12 protein-coding genes and 2 rRNA genes (1 of these 14 only partly in view) are annotated in these 17,079 nt (G+C 44.9%); 12 read left to right on the forward strand and 2 right to left on the reverse strand.

Translation table 11 applies throughout. From position 1 onward, the window contains the following. From T3H97_RS12045 to T3H97_RS12065, 5 genes are all read left to right on the forward strand, one after another. Nucleotides 1-1,983: ribosomal RNA gene (locus tag T3H97_RS12045) — 23S ribosomal RNA — on the forward strand; it begins 945 nt to the left of the window's first position. Nucleotides 1,984-2,128: 145 nt separating this feature from the next. Next, a 5S ribosomal RNA gene (gene rrf, locus T3H97_RS12050) occupies nucleotides 2,129-2,245 on the forward strand. Nucleotides 2,246-2,519: 274 nt separating this feature from the next. Further along, nucleotides 2,520-3,371, forward strand: coding sequence for an alpha/beta fold hydrolase (locus tag T3H97_RS12055; protein ID WP_328802660.1), 852 nt, complete (start codon nucleotides 2,520-2,522; stop codon nucleotides 3,369-3,371). A 273-nt stretch (nucleotides 3,372-3,644) separates the two neighbouring features. Further along, nucleotides 3,645-4,367 carry a YjjG family noncanonical pyrimidine nucleotidase gene (locus T3H97_RS12060; protein WP_328802661.1) on the forward strand — a complete coding sequence of 241 codons (723 nt, stop codon included), beginning with the start codon at nucleotides 3,645-3,647 and terminating at the stop codon, nucleotides 4,365-4,367. A gap of 24 nt (nucleotides 4,368-4,391) precedes the next feature. Continuing rightward, nucleotides 4,392-4,937 carry a GNAT family N-acetyltransferase gene (locus T3H97_RS12065; RefSeq protein WP_328802662.1) on the forward strand — a complete coding sequence of 182 codons (546 nt, stop codon included), beginning with the start codon at nucleotides 4,392-4,394 and terminating at the stop codon, nucleotides 4,935-4,937. A gap of 122 nt (nucleotides 4,938-5,059) precedes the next feature. Here T3H97_RS12065 and T3H97_RS12070 read toward each other — a convergent pair whose 3' ends face one another. Both T3H97_RS12070 and T3H97_RS12075 read right to left on the reverse strand, forming a co-directional pair. Next, on the reverse strand, nucleotides 5,060-7,336 hold the full coding sequence (locus T3H97_RS12070) for an alpha-galactosidase (RefSeq protein WP_328802663.1): 2,277 nt from the start codon (nucleotides 7,334-7,336) through the stop codon (nucleotides 5,060-5,062). Nucleotides 7,337-7,418: 82 nt separating this feature from the next. Further along, nucleotides 7,419-8,405, reverse strand: a complete 987-nt coding sequence (locus T3H97_RS12075; RefSeq protein WP_250245050.1) for a LacI family DNA-binding transcriptional regulator — start codon at nucleotides 8,403-8,405, stop codon at nucleotides 7,419-7,421. A 177-nt stretch (nucleotides 8,406-8,582) separates the two neighbouring features. Between T3H97_RS12075 and T3H97_RS12080 the strand changes: the two genes are divergently transcribed. From T3H97_RS12080 to T3H97_RS12110, 7 genes are all read left to right on the forward strand, one after another. Beyond that, the gene (locus tag T3H97_RS12080) at nucleotides 8,583-10,391 is read left to right on the forward strand and encodes a cache domain-containing sensor histidine kinase (RefSeq protein ID WP_328802664.1); all 1,809 of its coding nucleotides are present in this window, start codon (nucleotides 8,583-8,585) and stop codon (nucleotides 10,389-10,391) included. After that, complete coding sequence (locus T3H97_RS12085; RefSeq protein ID WP_328802665.1) at nucleotides 10,384-11,490, forward strand: response regulator; 1,107 nt, start codon at nucleotides 10,384-10,386, stop codon at nucleotides 11,488-11,490. The genes T3H97_RS12080 and T3H97_RS12085 overlap by 8 nt, the downstream gene beginning before the upstream one ends. A gap of 196 nt (nucleotides 11,491-11,686) precedes the next feature. Further along, nucleotides 11,687-12,988: an ABC transporter substrate-binding protein gene (locus T3H97_RS12090; RefSeq protein WP_328802666.1), complete on the forward strand. Its 1,302-nt coding sequence runs from the start codon at nucleotides 11,687-11,689 to the stop codon at nucleotides 12,986-12,988. A gap of 78 nt (nucleotides 12,989-13,066) precedes the next feature. Beyond that, nucleotides 13,067-13,945 (forward strand): carbohydrate ABC transporter permease, encoded by an 879-nt coding sequence (locus tag T3H97_RS12095; protein WP_328802667.1) that lies wholly within the window; start codon nucleotides 13,067-13,069, stop codon nucleotides 13,943-13,945. Between the two features lie 28 nt (nucleotides 13,946-13,973). Beyond that, nucleotides 13,974-14,816, forward strand: a complete 843-nt coding sequence (locus T3H97_RS12100) for a carbohydrate ABC transporter permease (protein WP_149033066.1) — start codon at nucleotides 13,974-13,976, stop codon at nucleotides 14,814-14,816. Between the two features lie 491 nt (nucleotides 14,817-15,307). After that, complete coding sequence (locus T3H97_RS12105) at nucleotides 15,308-16,009, forward strand: response regulator transcription factor (protein ID WP_311083170.1); 702 nt, start codon at nucleotides 15,308-15,310, stop codon at nucleotides 16,007-16,009. Continuing rightward, nucleotides 16,006-16,992: a sensor histidine kinase gene (locus T3H97_RS12110; protein WP_328802668.1), complete on the forward strand. Its 987-nt coding sequence runs from the start codon at nucleotides 16,006-16,008 to the stop codon at nucleotides 16,990-16,992. The genes T3H97_RS12105 and T3H97_RS12110 overlap by 4 nt, the downstream gene beginning before the upstream one ends. Nucleotides 16,993-17,079: the final 87 nt, after the last annotated feature.

Here is a 17,079-nt window from a genome sequence, read left to right on the forward strand (position 1 = left end):
CCAAGCTCAGTCAAACTCCGAATGCCATAGATTTAGTTCCGGGAGTCAGACAGTGAGTGCTAAGATCCATTGTCGAAAGGGAAACAGCCCAGACCATCAGCTAAGGTCCCCAAGTGTGTGTTAAGTGGGAAAGGATGTGGAGTTGCACAGACAACCAGGATGTTGGCTTAGAAGCAGCCACCATTGAAAGAGTGCGTAATAGCTCACTGGTCGAGTGACTCTGCGCCGAAAATGTAACGGGGCTAAACACACCACCGAAGCTATGGCTTGATGCTTTGCATCAGGGGTAGGGGAGCGTTGAATGCGGGTTGAAGGTGTACCGTAAGGAGCGCTGGACTGCATTCAAGTGAGAATGCCGGTATGAGTAACGAAAAGATCTGTGAGAATCAGATCCGCCGAAAGCCTAAGGGTTCCTGAGGAAGGTTCGTCCGCTCAGGGTAAGTCGGGACCTAAGGCGAGGCCGATAGGCGTAGTCGAAGGACAACAGGTCGAAATTCCTGTACCACCGTAATCCGTTATGAGCGATGGGGTGACGCAGTAGGGTAGTGACGCGGACTGATGGATGTCCGTCTAAGCAGTGAGGCTGATGTGTAGGCAAATCCGCACATCGTAAGGCTGGGCTGTGATGGGGAGCGAAAATTGTAGTAGCGAAGGTCATGATCTCAGACTGCCAAGAAAAGCCTCTAGCCAGGAGAAGGTGCCCGTACCGCAAACCGACACAGGTAGGCGAGAAGAGAATTCTAAGGCGCGCGGAAGAACTCTCGTTAAGGAACTCGGCAAAATGACCCCGTAACTTCGGGAGAAGGGGTGCCTCGGTAGGGTGAATAGCCCGAGGGGGCCGCAGTGAAAAGGCCCAAGCGACTGTTTAGCAAAAACACAGGTCTGTGCGAAGCCGCAAGGCGAAGTATACGGGCTGACGCCTGCCCGGTGCTGGAAGGTTAAGGGGAGTGGTAAGCCCTTCGGGGCGAAGCTATGAACCGAAGCCCCAGTAAACGGCGGCCGTAACTATAACGGTCCTAAGGTAGCGAAATTCCTTGTCAGGTAAATTCTGACCCGCACGAATGGCGTAACGACTTGGGCGCTGTCTCAACGAGAGATCCGGTGAAATTTTAATACCTGTGAAGATGCAGGTTACCCGCGACAAGACGGAAAGACCCCATGGAGCTTTACTGCAGCTTGATATTGAATTTGGGTACGATCTGTACAGGATAGGTGGGAGCCGTAGAATCTTGAGCGCCAGCTTGAGAGGAGGCATCCTTGGGATACCACCCTGATCGTATCTAGGTTCTAACTTGGTACCGTAATCCGGTGCGAGGACAGTGTCAGGTGGGCAGTTTGACTGGGGCGGTCGCCTCCTAAAGAGTAACGGAGGCGCCCCAAGGTTCCCTCAGAATGGTTGGAAATCATTCGAAGAGTGCAAAGGCAGAAGGGAGCTTGACTGCGAGACCTACAAGTCGAGCAGGGACGAAAGTCGGGCTTAGTGATCCGGTGGTACCGCATGGAAGGGCCATCGCTCAACGGATAAAAGCTACCCTGGGGATAACAGGCTTATCTCCCCCAAGAGTCCACATCGACGGGGAGGTTTGGCACCTCGATGTCGGCTCATCGCATCCTGGGGCTGAAGTAGGTCCCAAGGGTTGGGCTGTTCGCCCATTAAAGCGGTACGCGAGCTGGGTTCAGAACGTCGTGAGACAGTTCGGTCCCTATCTGTCGTGGGCGTAGGAAATTTGAGAGGAGCTGTCCTTAGTACGAGAGGACCGGGATGGACGTACCGCTGGTGTACCAGTTGTTCCGCCAGGAGCACCGCTGGGTAGCTATGTACGGAAGGGATAAGCGCTGAAAGCATCTAAGCGTGAAGCCCCCCTCAAGATGAGATTTCCCAATTAGTAAGACCCCTTGAAGACGACGAGGTAGATAGGTTGGGGGTGGAAGTGCAGTAATGCATGGAGCTGACCAATACTAATCGGTCGAGGGCTTATCCTAAAATAAAACGCAAATAAGTTTCGGATCCAGTTTTCAGGGTGTAAGTTTTGTATTGTATAAGCTCAAGTAGCTTATATGAAACAAGCGAACACACAGCATTTGGCGATGCTGATTCCTGAAAAAGAATTTACGATGTAAATTCATGTTTGGTGGCGATAGCGGAGGGGTTCCACACGTACCCATCCCGAACACGACCGTTAAGCCCTCCAGCGCCGATGGTACTTGGACCGCAGGGTCCTGGGAGAGTAGGACGTCGCCAAGCAAATAAAAGTATGACCTCTACATAAAAAACCGCGATTATCGCGGTTTTTTTGTTTCCAAAAAGATATGCTTGTCAAAAATCCAGTATGAATCCCTTAAGTGAAGAAAAGTAAGACAAAAGTAAACCAGTTTTGTTTTTGAAAAAAACATGTTAAACTTTTCTCATAAAAATTGTACTTTCTGAGGTGAGTTGAAGTGTTGGAACGTTCTATGGAGAATACAAGGGAATTACACAAAGGAAAGGGAGTGATTTAAAAAAGAAAAGGAGATTATAAATGAGCACTTATCAAACAGTTATTAGTGATGGATTTGAGCTGAAATATGCTATAAGAGGTAACGGAAGACCGATATTGGTGATCGGCAGTAGTGTATATTATCCTCGCTTATTTTCAGACCATTTATATAAAAAGTTTCAGTTTATTTTTCTGGATCATAGAGGGTTTGCAAAACCGACTCGAGCTTTAAAACTAGAAGACTATACTTTGGATAAAGTTATTAATGATATAGAAATAGCAAGACAATGCCTTCATCTAAATGAATTTATCATATTAGGACATTCCGGGCATGCCTTTATGGCTTTAGAATATGCTAAACAATACCCGGACCATGTTCAAAAAGTGGTACTTTTAAATTCAGCACCTACAAACAGCCAAGAAAGACAGCGGCAAAGCTTTTCATTCTTTTATGAAACGGCCAGTTCAGAAAGAAAGGAACGTTTCGAAAAGGACATTGTTTTATTAGAGGAAGATATTAAAAGAGACCCTGATAGAAGATTTGTTCACATGTGTATACGTATGGGAGCTCAAAGCTTTTATGATTATACCTATGATGCAGCTTACATGTGGAATGATGTGTACACGAATATGCCTATCATTGATTATTTATGGGGAGAAGCATTCGGAAACATGAATCTGATACAATCCTTGGCGGATGTCCATAAACCCGTATTTATTGGTTTGGGAAGGTATGATTATTTGGTTGCGCCAATTTCTTTATGGGACATGGTCGATGATAGCTATACGAACGTGAAAAAAGTGATTTTTGAACATAGTGGTCATAACCCAATGTTTGAAGAATCTCATTATTTTTATCAAACATTAACCGAATGGATGAATGAAAATCATTAGGATTTTTGCTAAATCATCTCTTAGATGCTCAGGGGCCCGTAAAATGAGAATCATCTTCATTTTACGGGCATTCTTATTGAGCGTTATTTACCTTTTGCACCGATAACAAAATACTATGACTTTGTTATTAGTGACTTGACGGCTTAATTAGGTTCTGTATAATAACCGAAAGGTGATAAAGTATTGTTAGTTCTTCGTTGTACTTTTATCTGGAACATTTCTAAGGCTCATGGAACTGAACAAAGGTCGTAAAGCAATGATATGGAGGTCGTTATGAAATACGAAATTATTTTATTTGATGTCGATGATACGCTGTTTGATTTTAAAAAGGCAGAGAGTCATGCGCTACATAATACGTTTACCCAATTTGGATTGCCACAAGGGGCCACTGAGTATAAATCTAGTTATGATGAAATCAACAGCGCGTTGTGGCGAGAGGCAGAGGAAGGACACATTACCTCAGCGCAACTGCGTGTGGAACGGTTTAAGCGATTATTTACTGTTCATGACCTAGACTTCAATCCAGATGCCTTTAGCGCTGCATATTTACGTTATTTGGGTGAAGGTGCTTTTTTGATGGATGGAGCTGTTGAATTATGTGATATGCTGTCTGATTATCGTTTGGCGATTATTACGAATGGAATCAAAGAGGTGCAAACCTCCAGAATTCAGCTTTCACCGCTGCGTGATGTGTTTGAGCAGGTAATTATTTCAGAGGAAGTGGGTTGCCAAAAGCCACAAGCTGGTATTTTCGATTACGCATTTACTAAGCTAGACATTTCAGATAAAAGTAAGGTTCTCATGGTCGGTGATTCTTTGACCTCCGATATTCAAGGAGGCAACAAATACGGAATTGATACCTGTTGGTTCAACCCTGCTGGGAAAACAAACGCGTCTGGTATTCTACCCACTTATGAAATAACAAGCCTGATGGAGTTATCGAATCGTGTGCTTTTAAAGCGTCCCGTACTGCATCATACATCGACGGAACTCTAGATGAATGAGAAGTTGGAAATCAGGATGAATAATGTCGAAATCAGAAGGCCGGAAATTAAGGACATCGAAAAGTTAAATGAATTGTTTAGAATTGTGATTACAGACACGTTTGCTAAAGAAGGCATTGGTCATATGCTGGAAGACATAGAGAAGGAAATTGAGACTAAGAGGGTATATTTGGAACGTGACTTTGAGAGTCACGGTGAACAACGATATTTCCTAATCGCTGTAGATGGGAATCAAATAATGGGTTCTATTGAATTTGGACCAGTAAGTGAACTAATAAGTAAATTTACCAATGCTACATTTAAAAATTTGTGCGAGGTAGGAACTGTATCTGTTCACCCTGGCTACCAGAAGATTGGGGTAGGGAATTTATTGTTGAAATCAATGTATCTGGCGCTGAAGAATAAAGAAGTAGAAGAGTTCTGTTTAGATAGTGGATATCGTAATGCGCAGAAAATATGGAAAAAGAAATTTGGAGTTCCTGATTATTTATTAAAAGATTATTGGGGGACAGACTTTGATCATATGATATGGAGAATTAAAGTCAAGGATGTTATTAAATAATCAATTGCTTGGCAATCTCTTGTGCGTCTTTAATCCACGGGGATCAAAGTTATTAAACAAGGCAGGCCGGAAAATCGGTCTGCCTTGTTTGAATTTTTTATCGTCACTGGCTTGATCCATGATTAGCAGGAAATAGCTTTGAGGCGGAAGGTAGAGCTGGCGAAATCTCCAGAAAGATCCGAGACAACAATCCCAATTCTCATTAGCCGGTCACCTCCAAAAATTTCGCCATCAAATGCTACGCAGAAGGGGGAACCGCCATCTTCCACTAAGGTATTACCCGCATGGACTGCAGCGTTGTCCGTCGCTCCGTGTTCGATAATATACTTTTTATATGGGTCAAGTCCTTTTAGAGTTAGTCGCCGGATGGGCCCATTGGGTTCTGCTAGTACACGGAAGTAAGCGACAAAAGCTTCGGACTGGTCTTCGCTAACGAACATCCAGGACGTATCGCCTCGACCTTCAAATGGACTAAGGAGTCGATACATATCTCCCTGCTGTACGAGGGAACGAATTTCCTTATACTGAGCGATTTGCTTGGCAGCGAGCTCCTTTTCTTCCTTTGTAAAGGCAGTTAGGTCAAGTTCGTAGCCAAAATTCCCGCTCATTGCCACGTCGCCGCGTATAGCGAGGGAGGTGATTCGCCCCACCTGGTGATTCGGTACATTCGATACGTGTGCGCCCATGGTACTGGCTGGATACACGATGCTGGTGCCGTACTGGATAGCCAATCTTTCAATGGCATCGGTGTCGTCACTGGTCCATGTCTGCGGCATATAGTAGAGCATTCCGGGATCGAATCGTCCACCGCCTCCGGAACAGCTTTCGAACAAGATGTCCGGGAACTGGGAGGTCAGACGTTCCATCAGATCGTAAAGTCCAAGCATATAACGGTGTGCAGTTTCCTTTTGTCGTTCGCTAGGAGCAGTAGCCGAAGCAATCTCCGTCATATTACGGTTCATGTCCCACTTGACATAAGTAATCGGAGCGATCGAGAATACGGAGCTAAGCGTCTCATACAAGTAGTCGCATACTTCCTTGCGGGAGAGATCGAGCACCAGTTGGGATCGGCCTTCCGTTCGCCGCCGACCTTCCGCATGCAGGCACCAGTCGGGATGGCTGCGGTACAGTTCACTATCCGGTGATACCATTTCCGGCTCAACCCACAAGCCAAACTGTAATCCTTGTTCATTAACCCGTTTTGCCAGGTCGGCAAGTCCGCCAGGCAGCTTACGGCGGTCTTCAAACCAGTCCCCAAGCGAATTGTCATCGTTGTCGCGCTTACCAAACCAACCGTCATCTAGAACAAAGAGCTCAATTCCAAGAGGCCCTGCTTCCTTGGCAATCGCTTCGATTTTGTCGGCGTCGAAGTCGAAATACGTGGCTTCCCAATTGTTCACGAGAATCGGACGTTCTTTGTCACGGTAAGCCCCTCGGCACAGACGTGTGCGATAGAGTCGGTGATAGGTGCGTGACATGCCTCCAAGACCTTCTTCGGAAAAGACCAATACAGCTTCAGGGGTCTGGAATGACTGACCCGGCTCAAGCCGCCAGGAGAAGTCAAAAGGATTGATTCCGATACTTACACGAGTCTGATTGAATTGCTCTACTTCTGCCTGTGCGACGAAGTTGCTGCTGTAGATTAGACTGAAACCGTAAACATCCCCACGATCTTCAGTCACATCAGGACGAAGCAGTGCCAGAAAGGGATTCATTTGGTGACTGCTAGAACCCCTTCGGCTCTCGAGCCTAAGAGAGCCGGGTCCGAGATCGCGGCGTTGGATATGTCTTTCTCGAACCCAGGCTCCAGATAAGTAGAGAGCTTGGTAGTTGGAATCGGCGAAGTCGACAGAGGCGCTCATGGCGTGTTCAATATTAATGGTAGCGCTTCCCTTTTGTTCAAAAAGAGTAGACCTAGCAATGGCACTGTGGTTCGTAAATACAGTATAGAGCAATGTAGTCTTAAGTCCCGAGTACTGATCCTCAAGGATCAAAAAGAGGGTTGTGGCTTCATCATCCGATTCGGCATAGACGGAAGGAAGTCCCTCGAGCTTTGGTTTACCAGGTTCAATACGGTAACCACTATATTTCAGCTCCGTAGTCCGAGTTCCGTCCGCAAGTGCAACCTGGTAAGCTGGTTGACGAAAGTCGCTTGTTCCATACTGGGGGTATTCCTGAGGAAGCGTGTCCAAAGAAATTGTACGGCTGGAAGAAACGGGAGTGGGAGAGAAAGAGCAACGCTCCCTAAGCTCCAATATACTTGCGAGACTTTGGTCATGATGAAGTTGAGCTCCCCAATAGACATGTGCGGGATATCCTTCTACAAGCTGGATAATATAGCTGCAATCCTTGGACTGCAAATGAAACAAACCAAGCGCCTCGTTAACATGAATGTTCATGATATTCACTCCTTAGGGGGTTATCATTATTGTTTTACGTAAGGATACTGATCAATGACAACAAGACTCTCAAGTACTGATGTTAGCCTTTTTTGCATGAGCTCTCCCGAATGACAAGCTTAGTCCCGATCACGCTGTACGCAGGTGGTTCACGTCCCTCAAACCGTTCAGAGAGCAGTTGCACGGCAGCCTTTCCCATCTGTTCGGGATAGGCACGGACAGTGGTTAGCGGAGGCTGCACGAAGGCTGCCATCTCAATGTCGTCGAAGCCGACAACAGCCATATCTTCTGGTACCTTGACTCCATGTCCATGAAGGGCGCGGAGGGCACCAATAGCGAGTGGATCACTTGCAGCGAAGCAGGCTGTCGGTCGTTCCTGTTGGGTTAGGAGTTCGTTCATCATGAGATAACCATCCGCGGTACTCCAGGCACCTATACGGACGAATTGAGGATTGTACAACCCCTGTTCCCGCATAAATCGTTCAAAATAATGAGCTCTTCGCTCACCGTCGCTCTTACCGCCGATAAATCCGATTTGTCGGTGGCCAAGCTCAAGTAGATGACCGAGTGCCTGATCAACAGCTTGCCGGAAATGAAGTCGCACAGAATCATACTCCAACTGTTCATGGTACTGGTCGACAAGGACAATGGTGTTCTTGTCAGGATGAAGCTTGAATACCTCTTCAGGGTCAACGCCGCCCACAACAATCAGACCGTCCGCCTTTTGCAGGGTGCCGATGGATGAGCGGCCTCGCAAGGTCTGGCCCAACGTCAGGCCAAGCTCTTCACAGCGCAGTTCGATTCCACGGCGGATCGAAGCGTAATACGGATCGTCTCTTTCCTCCTCAATAGAACACCACAGCAGGAGGGAGACCGTTTTCCCGGCACGTTCCGTATTCTGCTTTAATTGCCTCAGCCGGGTAGGCTTATACCCGAGTTGCTCGGCAACCCCAAAAATTCTGCTTTTGGTGTCCGGGCTTACGGATAGTGACAGATCGTTATTTAAAACCCTTGAAACGGTTGCGGCAGACACACCCGCTTCGCGAGCGATGTCTTTAATGGTTGCCAAAAGAGCTCACACCTTTTTAGTTAATAATTTTACTAAAAATCGACTTTATCCTAACATATCTCTAAGGCACTTTCAAGATGGACGGTTGAATTTTTTTAACTTTATTTTTGATCTACTACTGTAGAGATTGTTTGTGTTAACATGATGAATATTCTCTTGATGAAGGAGGGGTTCTAGGTGAATATTCTGTCACTAGCTCGTAAGTGGTTTGGTCGACTTCGCTTTAAAAGCAAGGTTATCGCAGTATTTCTCCCGCTAATTATTGTTTCTCTGCTTATTCTTGGACTATTGTCCAACCAACTTTTCAGCCGTTCTTTGATAGATCAAACCACCAGCAATGTGGTCGATGAGTCTCAGCTTATCTTGTCTAGGACCGATTACATATTCAGGAGTGTGGAGACGGCGGCCAATATTATGGTCACGAATATTAACCGGATGTATGATTCATACGGTGCCAAACCTGATACTGCCATGGAGCCTATTCAGTTTGGAAACTTGATGCAGAGCCGCCTATCCATTGATTTGTCAATCTTTCGTGAGGTGGATGCCGCTGTCTTCATTGATAACGAAGGGAAGATTTTCGCCTCTTATACCGAAAGCGGGGATGATCGCAAGATCTATAGCATGCTTAAGCGGGTAAGGGAATCTGAAAGTTATGGACAGGCCCTCTGGTTTGATATGGAGAAGAGAGATTTCCTAACACCAGATCCGAGCTCTCCCGTTTTGACGCTGGGGAAGACGGTCATTAATATAGACACCGGCGAACCTTATGGAACGCTTTTTCTGTTAGTGAAGGAAGAAGGTTTGTCCGATTACTTTCGTTCCAGCGATCCAGATGCGCCTAAATCTTATTATTTTTTAGATAACGAAATGCGCGTGGCTGTGGCAGAAGACAATGAGATGCTGATGAATCCGGTGAATCCGCAGTTGGGTGAGGCCATCCAACGTTGTGCCCCTAATGCATCCCATGGAACGTGCTCATTCGAGTATGAGGGCAACCTGATAACGGTCACTGATTATAGCCGGATGGAATGGAAGTTGGTCAATATTGTTTCTCTTAGCCTACTTACAGCTGATGTCCGGCAAAATGTTAGATTGTCGCTCTTAATCGGCGTGTTATGCCTTGTTTTTTCCTGGCTGGGTGCTAGCTTTCTGTCTAAAATGGTCGTTAGCCCTCTCGAACAACTAACTGGGGCCATGCGAAAAGTAGTAACTGGTGACTTGCAATCGGTTACAACCGTGCGTACAGAGGATGAGATCGGTACCATTGCTGAAGCGTTTAATTTTATGATAAGACGAGTTCGGGAGCTGCTGGATGAGGTAAGGCAGGAACAGAACCGTAAGCGTGAATATGAGCTTGCACTGATAAGTGCCCAAATTAAACCGCATTTTCTGTACAACACTTTGGATACCATTTATGCACTCAATGAGTTAGAACGTAATGAGGAGGCTAGAGATACTACAAAAGCGCTGGCAGATTTTTATCGAATGGTGCTGAACAAGGGAAGGGAACTAATCACTTTAGAAAAGGAAGCTCAGATTACTGATGATTACCTGACGATTCTACAAATCCGTTATCCCGATGTGTTTCGCTATGAAGTGGATATCCCTCCTGAGCTTGCAGGTACACCGATCCCGAAGCTCTCGCTTCAGCCGCTTGTCGAGAATTCGATTTACCACGGACTTAAGAAGAAAGGAACAAAAGGTTTTATCCGTATTTTCGCCTTTACACAGGCCAATAGAGTGGTGGTCCGGGTGGAGGACAACGGTGTGGGGATGGACAAAATCCAAGTTCAGAACATTATGTCCAGACATTTACCGAAAGAGGGAATACGATCAATCGGCACCTATAGCGTCCAGCAACGACTGAGTTTGTATTTTGGCGAGGAGTACGGGATATTCGTGCAAAGTGTTCCCGGAGAGGGAACCATTGTTGATCTGTTGCTGCCGATGCTGCCAAAGGGGAGTGAACACCAAGATGTATAAAGTGATGATTGTCGATGATGAACCGCTGTTCCGAGACTTTCTGCGTATGAAGATAGATTGGGAAAGTCATGGTTTTCGGGTTTGCTGCGAAGCAAGGAACGGACAGGAAGCACTTCAGGAAGCCGATCGGCATCAGCCGCATCTCGCTCTCGTAGATATCAATATGCCCTTCATTGACGGAATTGAATTAGCCGAGAGGTTGAAAGTCAAATTCGAACGCATCGTTATTGTATTTATATCTGGACATAATGAATTTGAATATTTACAGAAGGCAGTTCGAACCGGAGTGCAGGATTATTTGTTGAAACCGTTCAATGCAGAAGAAATGCTCTCAATGTTGGAGCGTATTAAGCCGAAATTACCCGTGCTTCCACAGGAGAGCGAACGCGCAGAGTGTAGGGAACATGGTGGCGAAGCGTTGCATGGCAGAGTAGGTATGCCTGATTTGGGCCATCTACGCGATGCGGTTGTGCTTGACCTCCGAATGAAAGACAGTGAAACGTTAGAGGAGATCCGCAAGGCAATTCGTCAGCTTAGCATATATAAATGGGGAGACGAATACGCAGATGCGATGCTTATGGGGATCGTATCTCTGGCACTTTCCTTTGCGAGTGAACGAGGCATTCCTTATGAACGGCTATGGGATGACGGAGGGGACAAGTCTCCTTACGACCGGCTGCGGGAGTTAGATTCCTGGATGGCTGCTGAAGGTTGGATGCTCGCCCTGTACCGCAAGCTGATCCAGTTGATGGAGAATATGCGACCTACAAAGGCTTCCAATTTGTTTGCAGCGGCGATCAACTATATCGAGGAACATTATGCAGACGCAGAGTTATCTGCTGAGCAGGTTTCCTGCGGAGTATTCGTCGATCCCAGCTACCTGCGGCGCATTTTTCGCAAGGAGTCTGGCTTCTCCATCGTGGATCATATTACACACATCCGGATGAAGAAGGCCAAGGAGCTTTTGCTAAGTGGAAATCGGAAGCTTACAGAAATCGCTGAAAGTGTCGGCTACAGTGACCCTAATTATTTCAGCAAATGTTTCAAGAAACGTTTTGGTATGACACCAACTGAATATGAGCAACTCAAAAAAAGGTAGCATCTGCCTTGCGGGGCTCAAGCACAATGATTAAGCCTGGCGGTTTTCCTATTTTGGAGGACCGCTGCTCTATTTGTCCCGTTTTTTACTGATAATACCCGTTTTATTCCTTAAAGAAGAAAAGAAGCAGCAGTATACTGTAGTCAAGCAAATGAAAGCGCAATCATAAAAGACTATACAAGAGGGGGATAAACAAATGAAAAAAAATCTCAAAATTTGGAGTGCAGCTTTGCTAGTGCTCACCATGTCCGTCGGATTGGTCGCTTGTGGCGAAGATAACTCGACCTCTTCCAAGAGTGAGGCAGGGGACGGTACGATCAAGTTGAAGGTGTATGCGCAGCATTTTGATGACGATACCATAAAGCCGTTCGATTATGCGGTGGAAGAGCTCAAAAAGAAGATGCCAAACGTAGAAATTGAACTGGATCCTGCCGTACAGGACGGAGGACAGAAGCTTAAAACCTATGCGGCAACGGGCAATATGCCGGATGTCTATTTAGCGGATTGGGCTGTCCTGCAAACTTTCGCAAAATCGAAAAATGTTGAGGTGCTGGACAGCTATGACACAACGGCCGAATTCAAGAAGAATCTTAACCCGGGTGTTGAATCGCGTTTGATAGCTCCAGACAACCATGTGTATGCTTATCCCGAAACCGGCATTGAATTCCAAATGATCTATTACAACAAGTCAATTTTCGAGAAGGTAGGAATTAAAACACCGCTTAAGACGATTGACCAGATGGCCGATGCAGCGAAAAAGTTGAAAGCTGCTGGTTACGTACCTATGTCAATCTTTGCCAAAGAAAAATGGATTACGACCGCTTTCTATAATGGGCTAGTTACAAGGGAGCAGCCGCGTGGATTTGGAGCACTTGATGAGAAGGGTGTAAAAGCATTGCCGGAAGCATTCGTAACAGCGGCACAGCAGATGAAGCAACTGCAAGCAGCCGGATTATTCGATGCAAACGCGACGAACACCAATTATGATCAGGCTTCGTCCCTGTTTTATCAGGGCAAAGCTGCCATGTTCGTGAATGGACAATGGGAAATTTACAGCTCCCAGGAAAAGCTGGGCGACCAGGTCGACTGGATGTACTGGCCTGCAAAGGATGAAGCAACCTACGAGAAATCCAAATATTTCATTGACGGCTCAGGTTCTCCGCAGGGCTACGCAGTATCATCAAGTAGCAAAAATAAGGAAACAGCCGTAAAGGTAGCGGCATTCCTTGCCACAAAGTCAGCCGAATACAGATACACCCAACTTGGAAGTCCAATTGTTTCGCAGAAAGTGGATAAGCCAATGGCCTCTAATGTCCCAGCAATGATGCAGCGGGTCGTCAAAGAGTTGCTGCCAAACGCGCAGGAATATGCTCAACTTCTGAGCAATACAAAAATTCAGAACACCATTAATGACAATACTCAAAATTTAATGGTAGACAACTTCTCTGAACAGGATTTTGTGAACAATCTGAATAGCACATTGGAAAAAGAAAACTGAGAATTCAGGAATTCGGCAACCCTTGGCGGATAAGTCGCTGGGGGATGCTGTTCCAAAGATAAGGGGTGGAAGCAAGACATGAATAAATATTTGGGGAACAAATCGGCGCTCGCACTGTTTCTCCTCCCTGCTTTGATACTGTATAGCGTGATACTGATATATCCCGTGCTGCAAACCGTCATTCGCAGCTTTTATGATTGGGATGGCCTAAGCACGCTGACCTTCTCTGGATTGAGTAATTACAGAGAGCTCTTCTCCGATCCTTTACTTGCTACTTCGCTTAAGAACGGATTAATCTTTGCCATTGTGCTGGCGGTCTTTCAGATCGGTCTGGGAACGCTATTAGCGCTAATCTGTGCCGATCCACGCACACGCGGACGAAAAATATTGAAAACGTCTTATTTTATCCCAGTTGTCCTATCGGTCACCGTGGTGTGTCAGCTGTGGATCGCAATCTATGATCCAACCAACGGATTAATCAATCGGCTGTTTGATCTCTTAAACATTCCCTATCAGCAAAATTGGCTGAGTTCGCCGACAGCATCGATTATTGCCATCGCCTTCGTTAATGCCTGGCAGTTTATGGGATACCAATTTGCGCTGCTATATGCAGGTGTGAAGTCAGTACCCGAGGATTACTTTGAAGCTGCCACGATTGATGGCTGCAGCAAATGGAGAGCGCACTGGCATGTCACGCTTCCTCTAATGAGAGAGACATACAAATTTTGCTTCATAATTGCGATTACTTCTGGAATTGGGGCCTTTGTGCAGATGCTGATTATGACAAACGGCGGGCCTGGTACTACAAACTATACATTGACATTCATGATATACCGCTATGCTTTTATGGAAAGCAATTATGGATATGCGTGTGCTGTATCCGTGCTGCTCGTACTAATCTCGCTATTGGCAACTGTAGTTATCAATAAGCTGTTCGACCGCGGACAAACCGCCTGATAAGGCGTGTATCGAAAAGGAGAACGAAATGAGTAAAACCGCTTTGAGCAAATTCAGACAAGCTGTTCTGCAGATACCGCTGTGGTTGTATTTTATTATTTCGGTCTACCCGTTGTTCTGGATGGTTTCCTATTCGCTCAAGAATAACGATGAGATCTTTGTCTCTAACCCATTTGGACTGCCGACGCATTTTCGCTACGAAAATTACATCAATGCATGGACGCAGTTTAATATTCCACGTTATTTTTTGAACAGTCTGGTCGTATCCACGATTTCGACTCTGTTCATTCTTTTGCTAGCTCTGATGTTTGCCTTCGCAGTAGCTCGTATGAGATGGAGGTTCCGTTCTGCAGTCCGGACTTATATGATCATAGGAATGTTTATGCCACTGCAGGTTATCATGATCCCGCTGGCTATTCTTGTTCGTGATTTTCATCTTACGAATACGTATGGAGCTCTTATTCTTCCCTATATCGCAATCGGCCTTCCTTTCTCATCAATGATTTTTTACGGGTTCCTTATAGGAATTCCTAAGGAGATCGAAGAGGCGGCATGCATGGATGGAGCTAATATTTATAGACTGTTCCTAAAGATCATTTTGCCACTTGCATTACCTGCAATTGCAACTGTAGCCATTTTTCAATTCTTAAACAACTGGAATGAGTTCACTTTGGCCTATATTCTCATTTCTGATGAAAATATGAAGACATTGCCGCTCGGCTTGCTTTTCTTCCAAGGCTCTTACAGCACGGATTGGGGAGCTATGGGTGCTGTGATGACCATGGCTTCCTTACCGATGGTACTCGTCTACCTGTTCTTGAGTGAACAAGTGGAGCGGGCGATGACGGTAGGTTCCGCTGTAAAAGGATAGAAAGGAAAGAATAAACTGCCCGGGTTTGAGAATCAGAAAAAGATTCTCAAACCCGGGCAGTTTTGTTATGTACATACATAATTTCAATCCGATGATGGTCTGTAGGTAATTAGAAACCTTACAGCAAAGAAATGTTTTTGTAAGATTCAACTGTTGTTCGTTATGTAGAAGCTAATTATGCTGGTAAATAGCTAGGCAAGGAAAGAAGTGAGCAGATTGAAAGATCCAAAGCAAAGCTTCAATGAAATATTAAAAAATCGTAAAAGAACCATTATAACAGTCATAGTTGTCGTTATTATAATTATAGTGTTAATCACTCTGGTATTTGGCACCATGCATATTATCCGGGGTTCTATATACACCACCACGAAAACCTCCTAAATCTACAACCAAAGGGGATTAGATTGTTGTTATTGCTTGAATGATCAAATAAAGGCATTATAGAGAAATCAGTTGTTAAAAATTCAAGCACTAAGAAGGTAGAAAACACGATGCAAAAGATATTAATAGTAGAAGATGACCCTCAAATCAGCTCCTTGCTCCAAACCTATCTTGAAAAATATGGTTATCAAGGAGTTATTGTTTCAAATTTTGATCAAGTTTTAGTTGCCTTTCAAGAGGTAGAGCCTGATTTGGTACTACTTGATGTGAATCTTCCTCGTTTCGATGGATTTTATTGGTGTAGACAAATTCGGACTCAATCTACATGTCCTATCCTTTTTGTATCTGCACGCGATGATAAAATGGATCAGGTCATTGCTTTGCAAAACGGAGCAGATGATTACATTACGAAACCATTTTATCCCGAAGTATTATTAGCCAAAGTAGAAAGTAATCTGCGACGTGCCTATGGTTCTTATGCCGTTGCTCCAAAATCCCGTTCCTTAAAAGTGTCAGGTTTGACGCTATATCCCGATATCATGGAACTTGTATACCATGATAAGCATGTAGAAATTAGCCAGAAAGAAGTAGCATTGTTAGAGCTATTGATGACGTATCCTAAACAGGTTGTGGGTAGAGTTCATCTCTTAGAGGCTTTATGGGATGATCACCAATATGTGGGCGAAAACACACTGAATGTTTATGTCACTCGTGTCCGTAAAAAGCTGAACGAACTGGGACTGGGGGATATCATAGAGACGGTTAGAGGGGCTGGCTATCGGCTTCACTTGACTGAGGAGGATGAACGGTGAAGCTTTTTTTGCGTGACCATTTTTCGCTGGTGATTTTTAATATCATCCAACTTTTTCTTGTGTTAAGTATCTATTGGTTGGATGGTTACCGTAACTGGTCGACGGCCCTGTATTCCGTCTTTTTTGGGGCTTCCATATTGCTGGTTTATTTGCTCTTCCGATATGTCATGTACTCTGGTTTATATCGAATATTATCCACTGCAAACCTTAGAGATTTAGACGAGCTTATTCAGATGAAGGTACTTAATCCGTTAGCCTCTTCTTTGCAACATTTGCTTTTACAATATTACCGATTGTATCAGTCTCGAGTTCATCAGTTAGAGCATCAGCAGCGTGATCATATTACATTTATCAATCAGTGGGTTCACCAGATGAAAACTCCTCTTGCTGTTATTCATTTAATCCTCAAAGGAAAAATAGATCCTGAATCGGATCAGATTTACGATGAAATTGACCGAATGGGAAAAGGACTAGACATGATTTTATATATGTCACGGTTGGAATCCTTTGAACCTGATTTTCATGTGGAGCCTGTTGTATTACGAAAACTGGTTAGTGATGTGATCTATGATAACAAAAGACTATTGATTCGCAACGAAATCTATCCTTCCAATGAAGTGGACGAGCAGTTGTGTGTGATAACCGATGCCAAGTGGCTAAGATTCATAATTAACCAATTGGTGACCAATGCGGTGAAGTATTCTTCAGGTTATGCACACAGTCTGAAACTGATGTCTCACGTAAGAGATCATGTCATTGTGTTGGAAGTACAGGATGAGGGGATTGGTATCCCTAAAAAAGACGTAGAACGGGTATTTGAGGCTTATTACACAGGCGAAAATGGGCGGAAGTATCGTGAATCAACCGGGATGGGACTCTATTTGGTGTCTGAAATCTGCAAAAGACTGAATCATAACATTCAGCTGAAATCAACGGTTGGTGAAGGGACGACGGTTCAAATCCTGTTTTCAATTCGCAAATGAGAAACCTTACAACAGATTTAAGGTTTTTGTAATGTTAATCGATCGCTTCACTTGTCTGGATGGATTATGATCATGACATAGGAAAAA

Source organism: Paenibacillus sp. LX16, assembly GCF_036252815.1.
Lineage (GTDB): Bacteria > Bacillota > Bacilli > Paenibacillales > Paenibacillaceae > Paenibacillus > Paenibacillus polymyxa_B.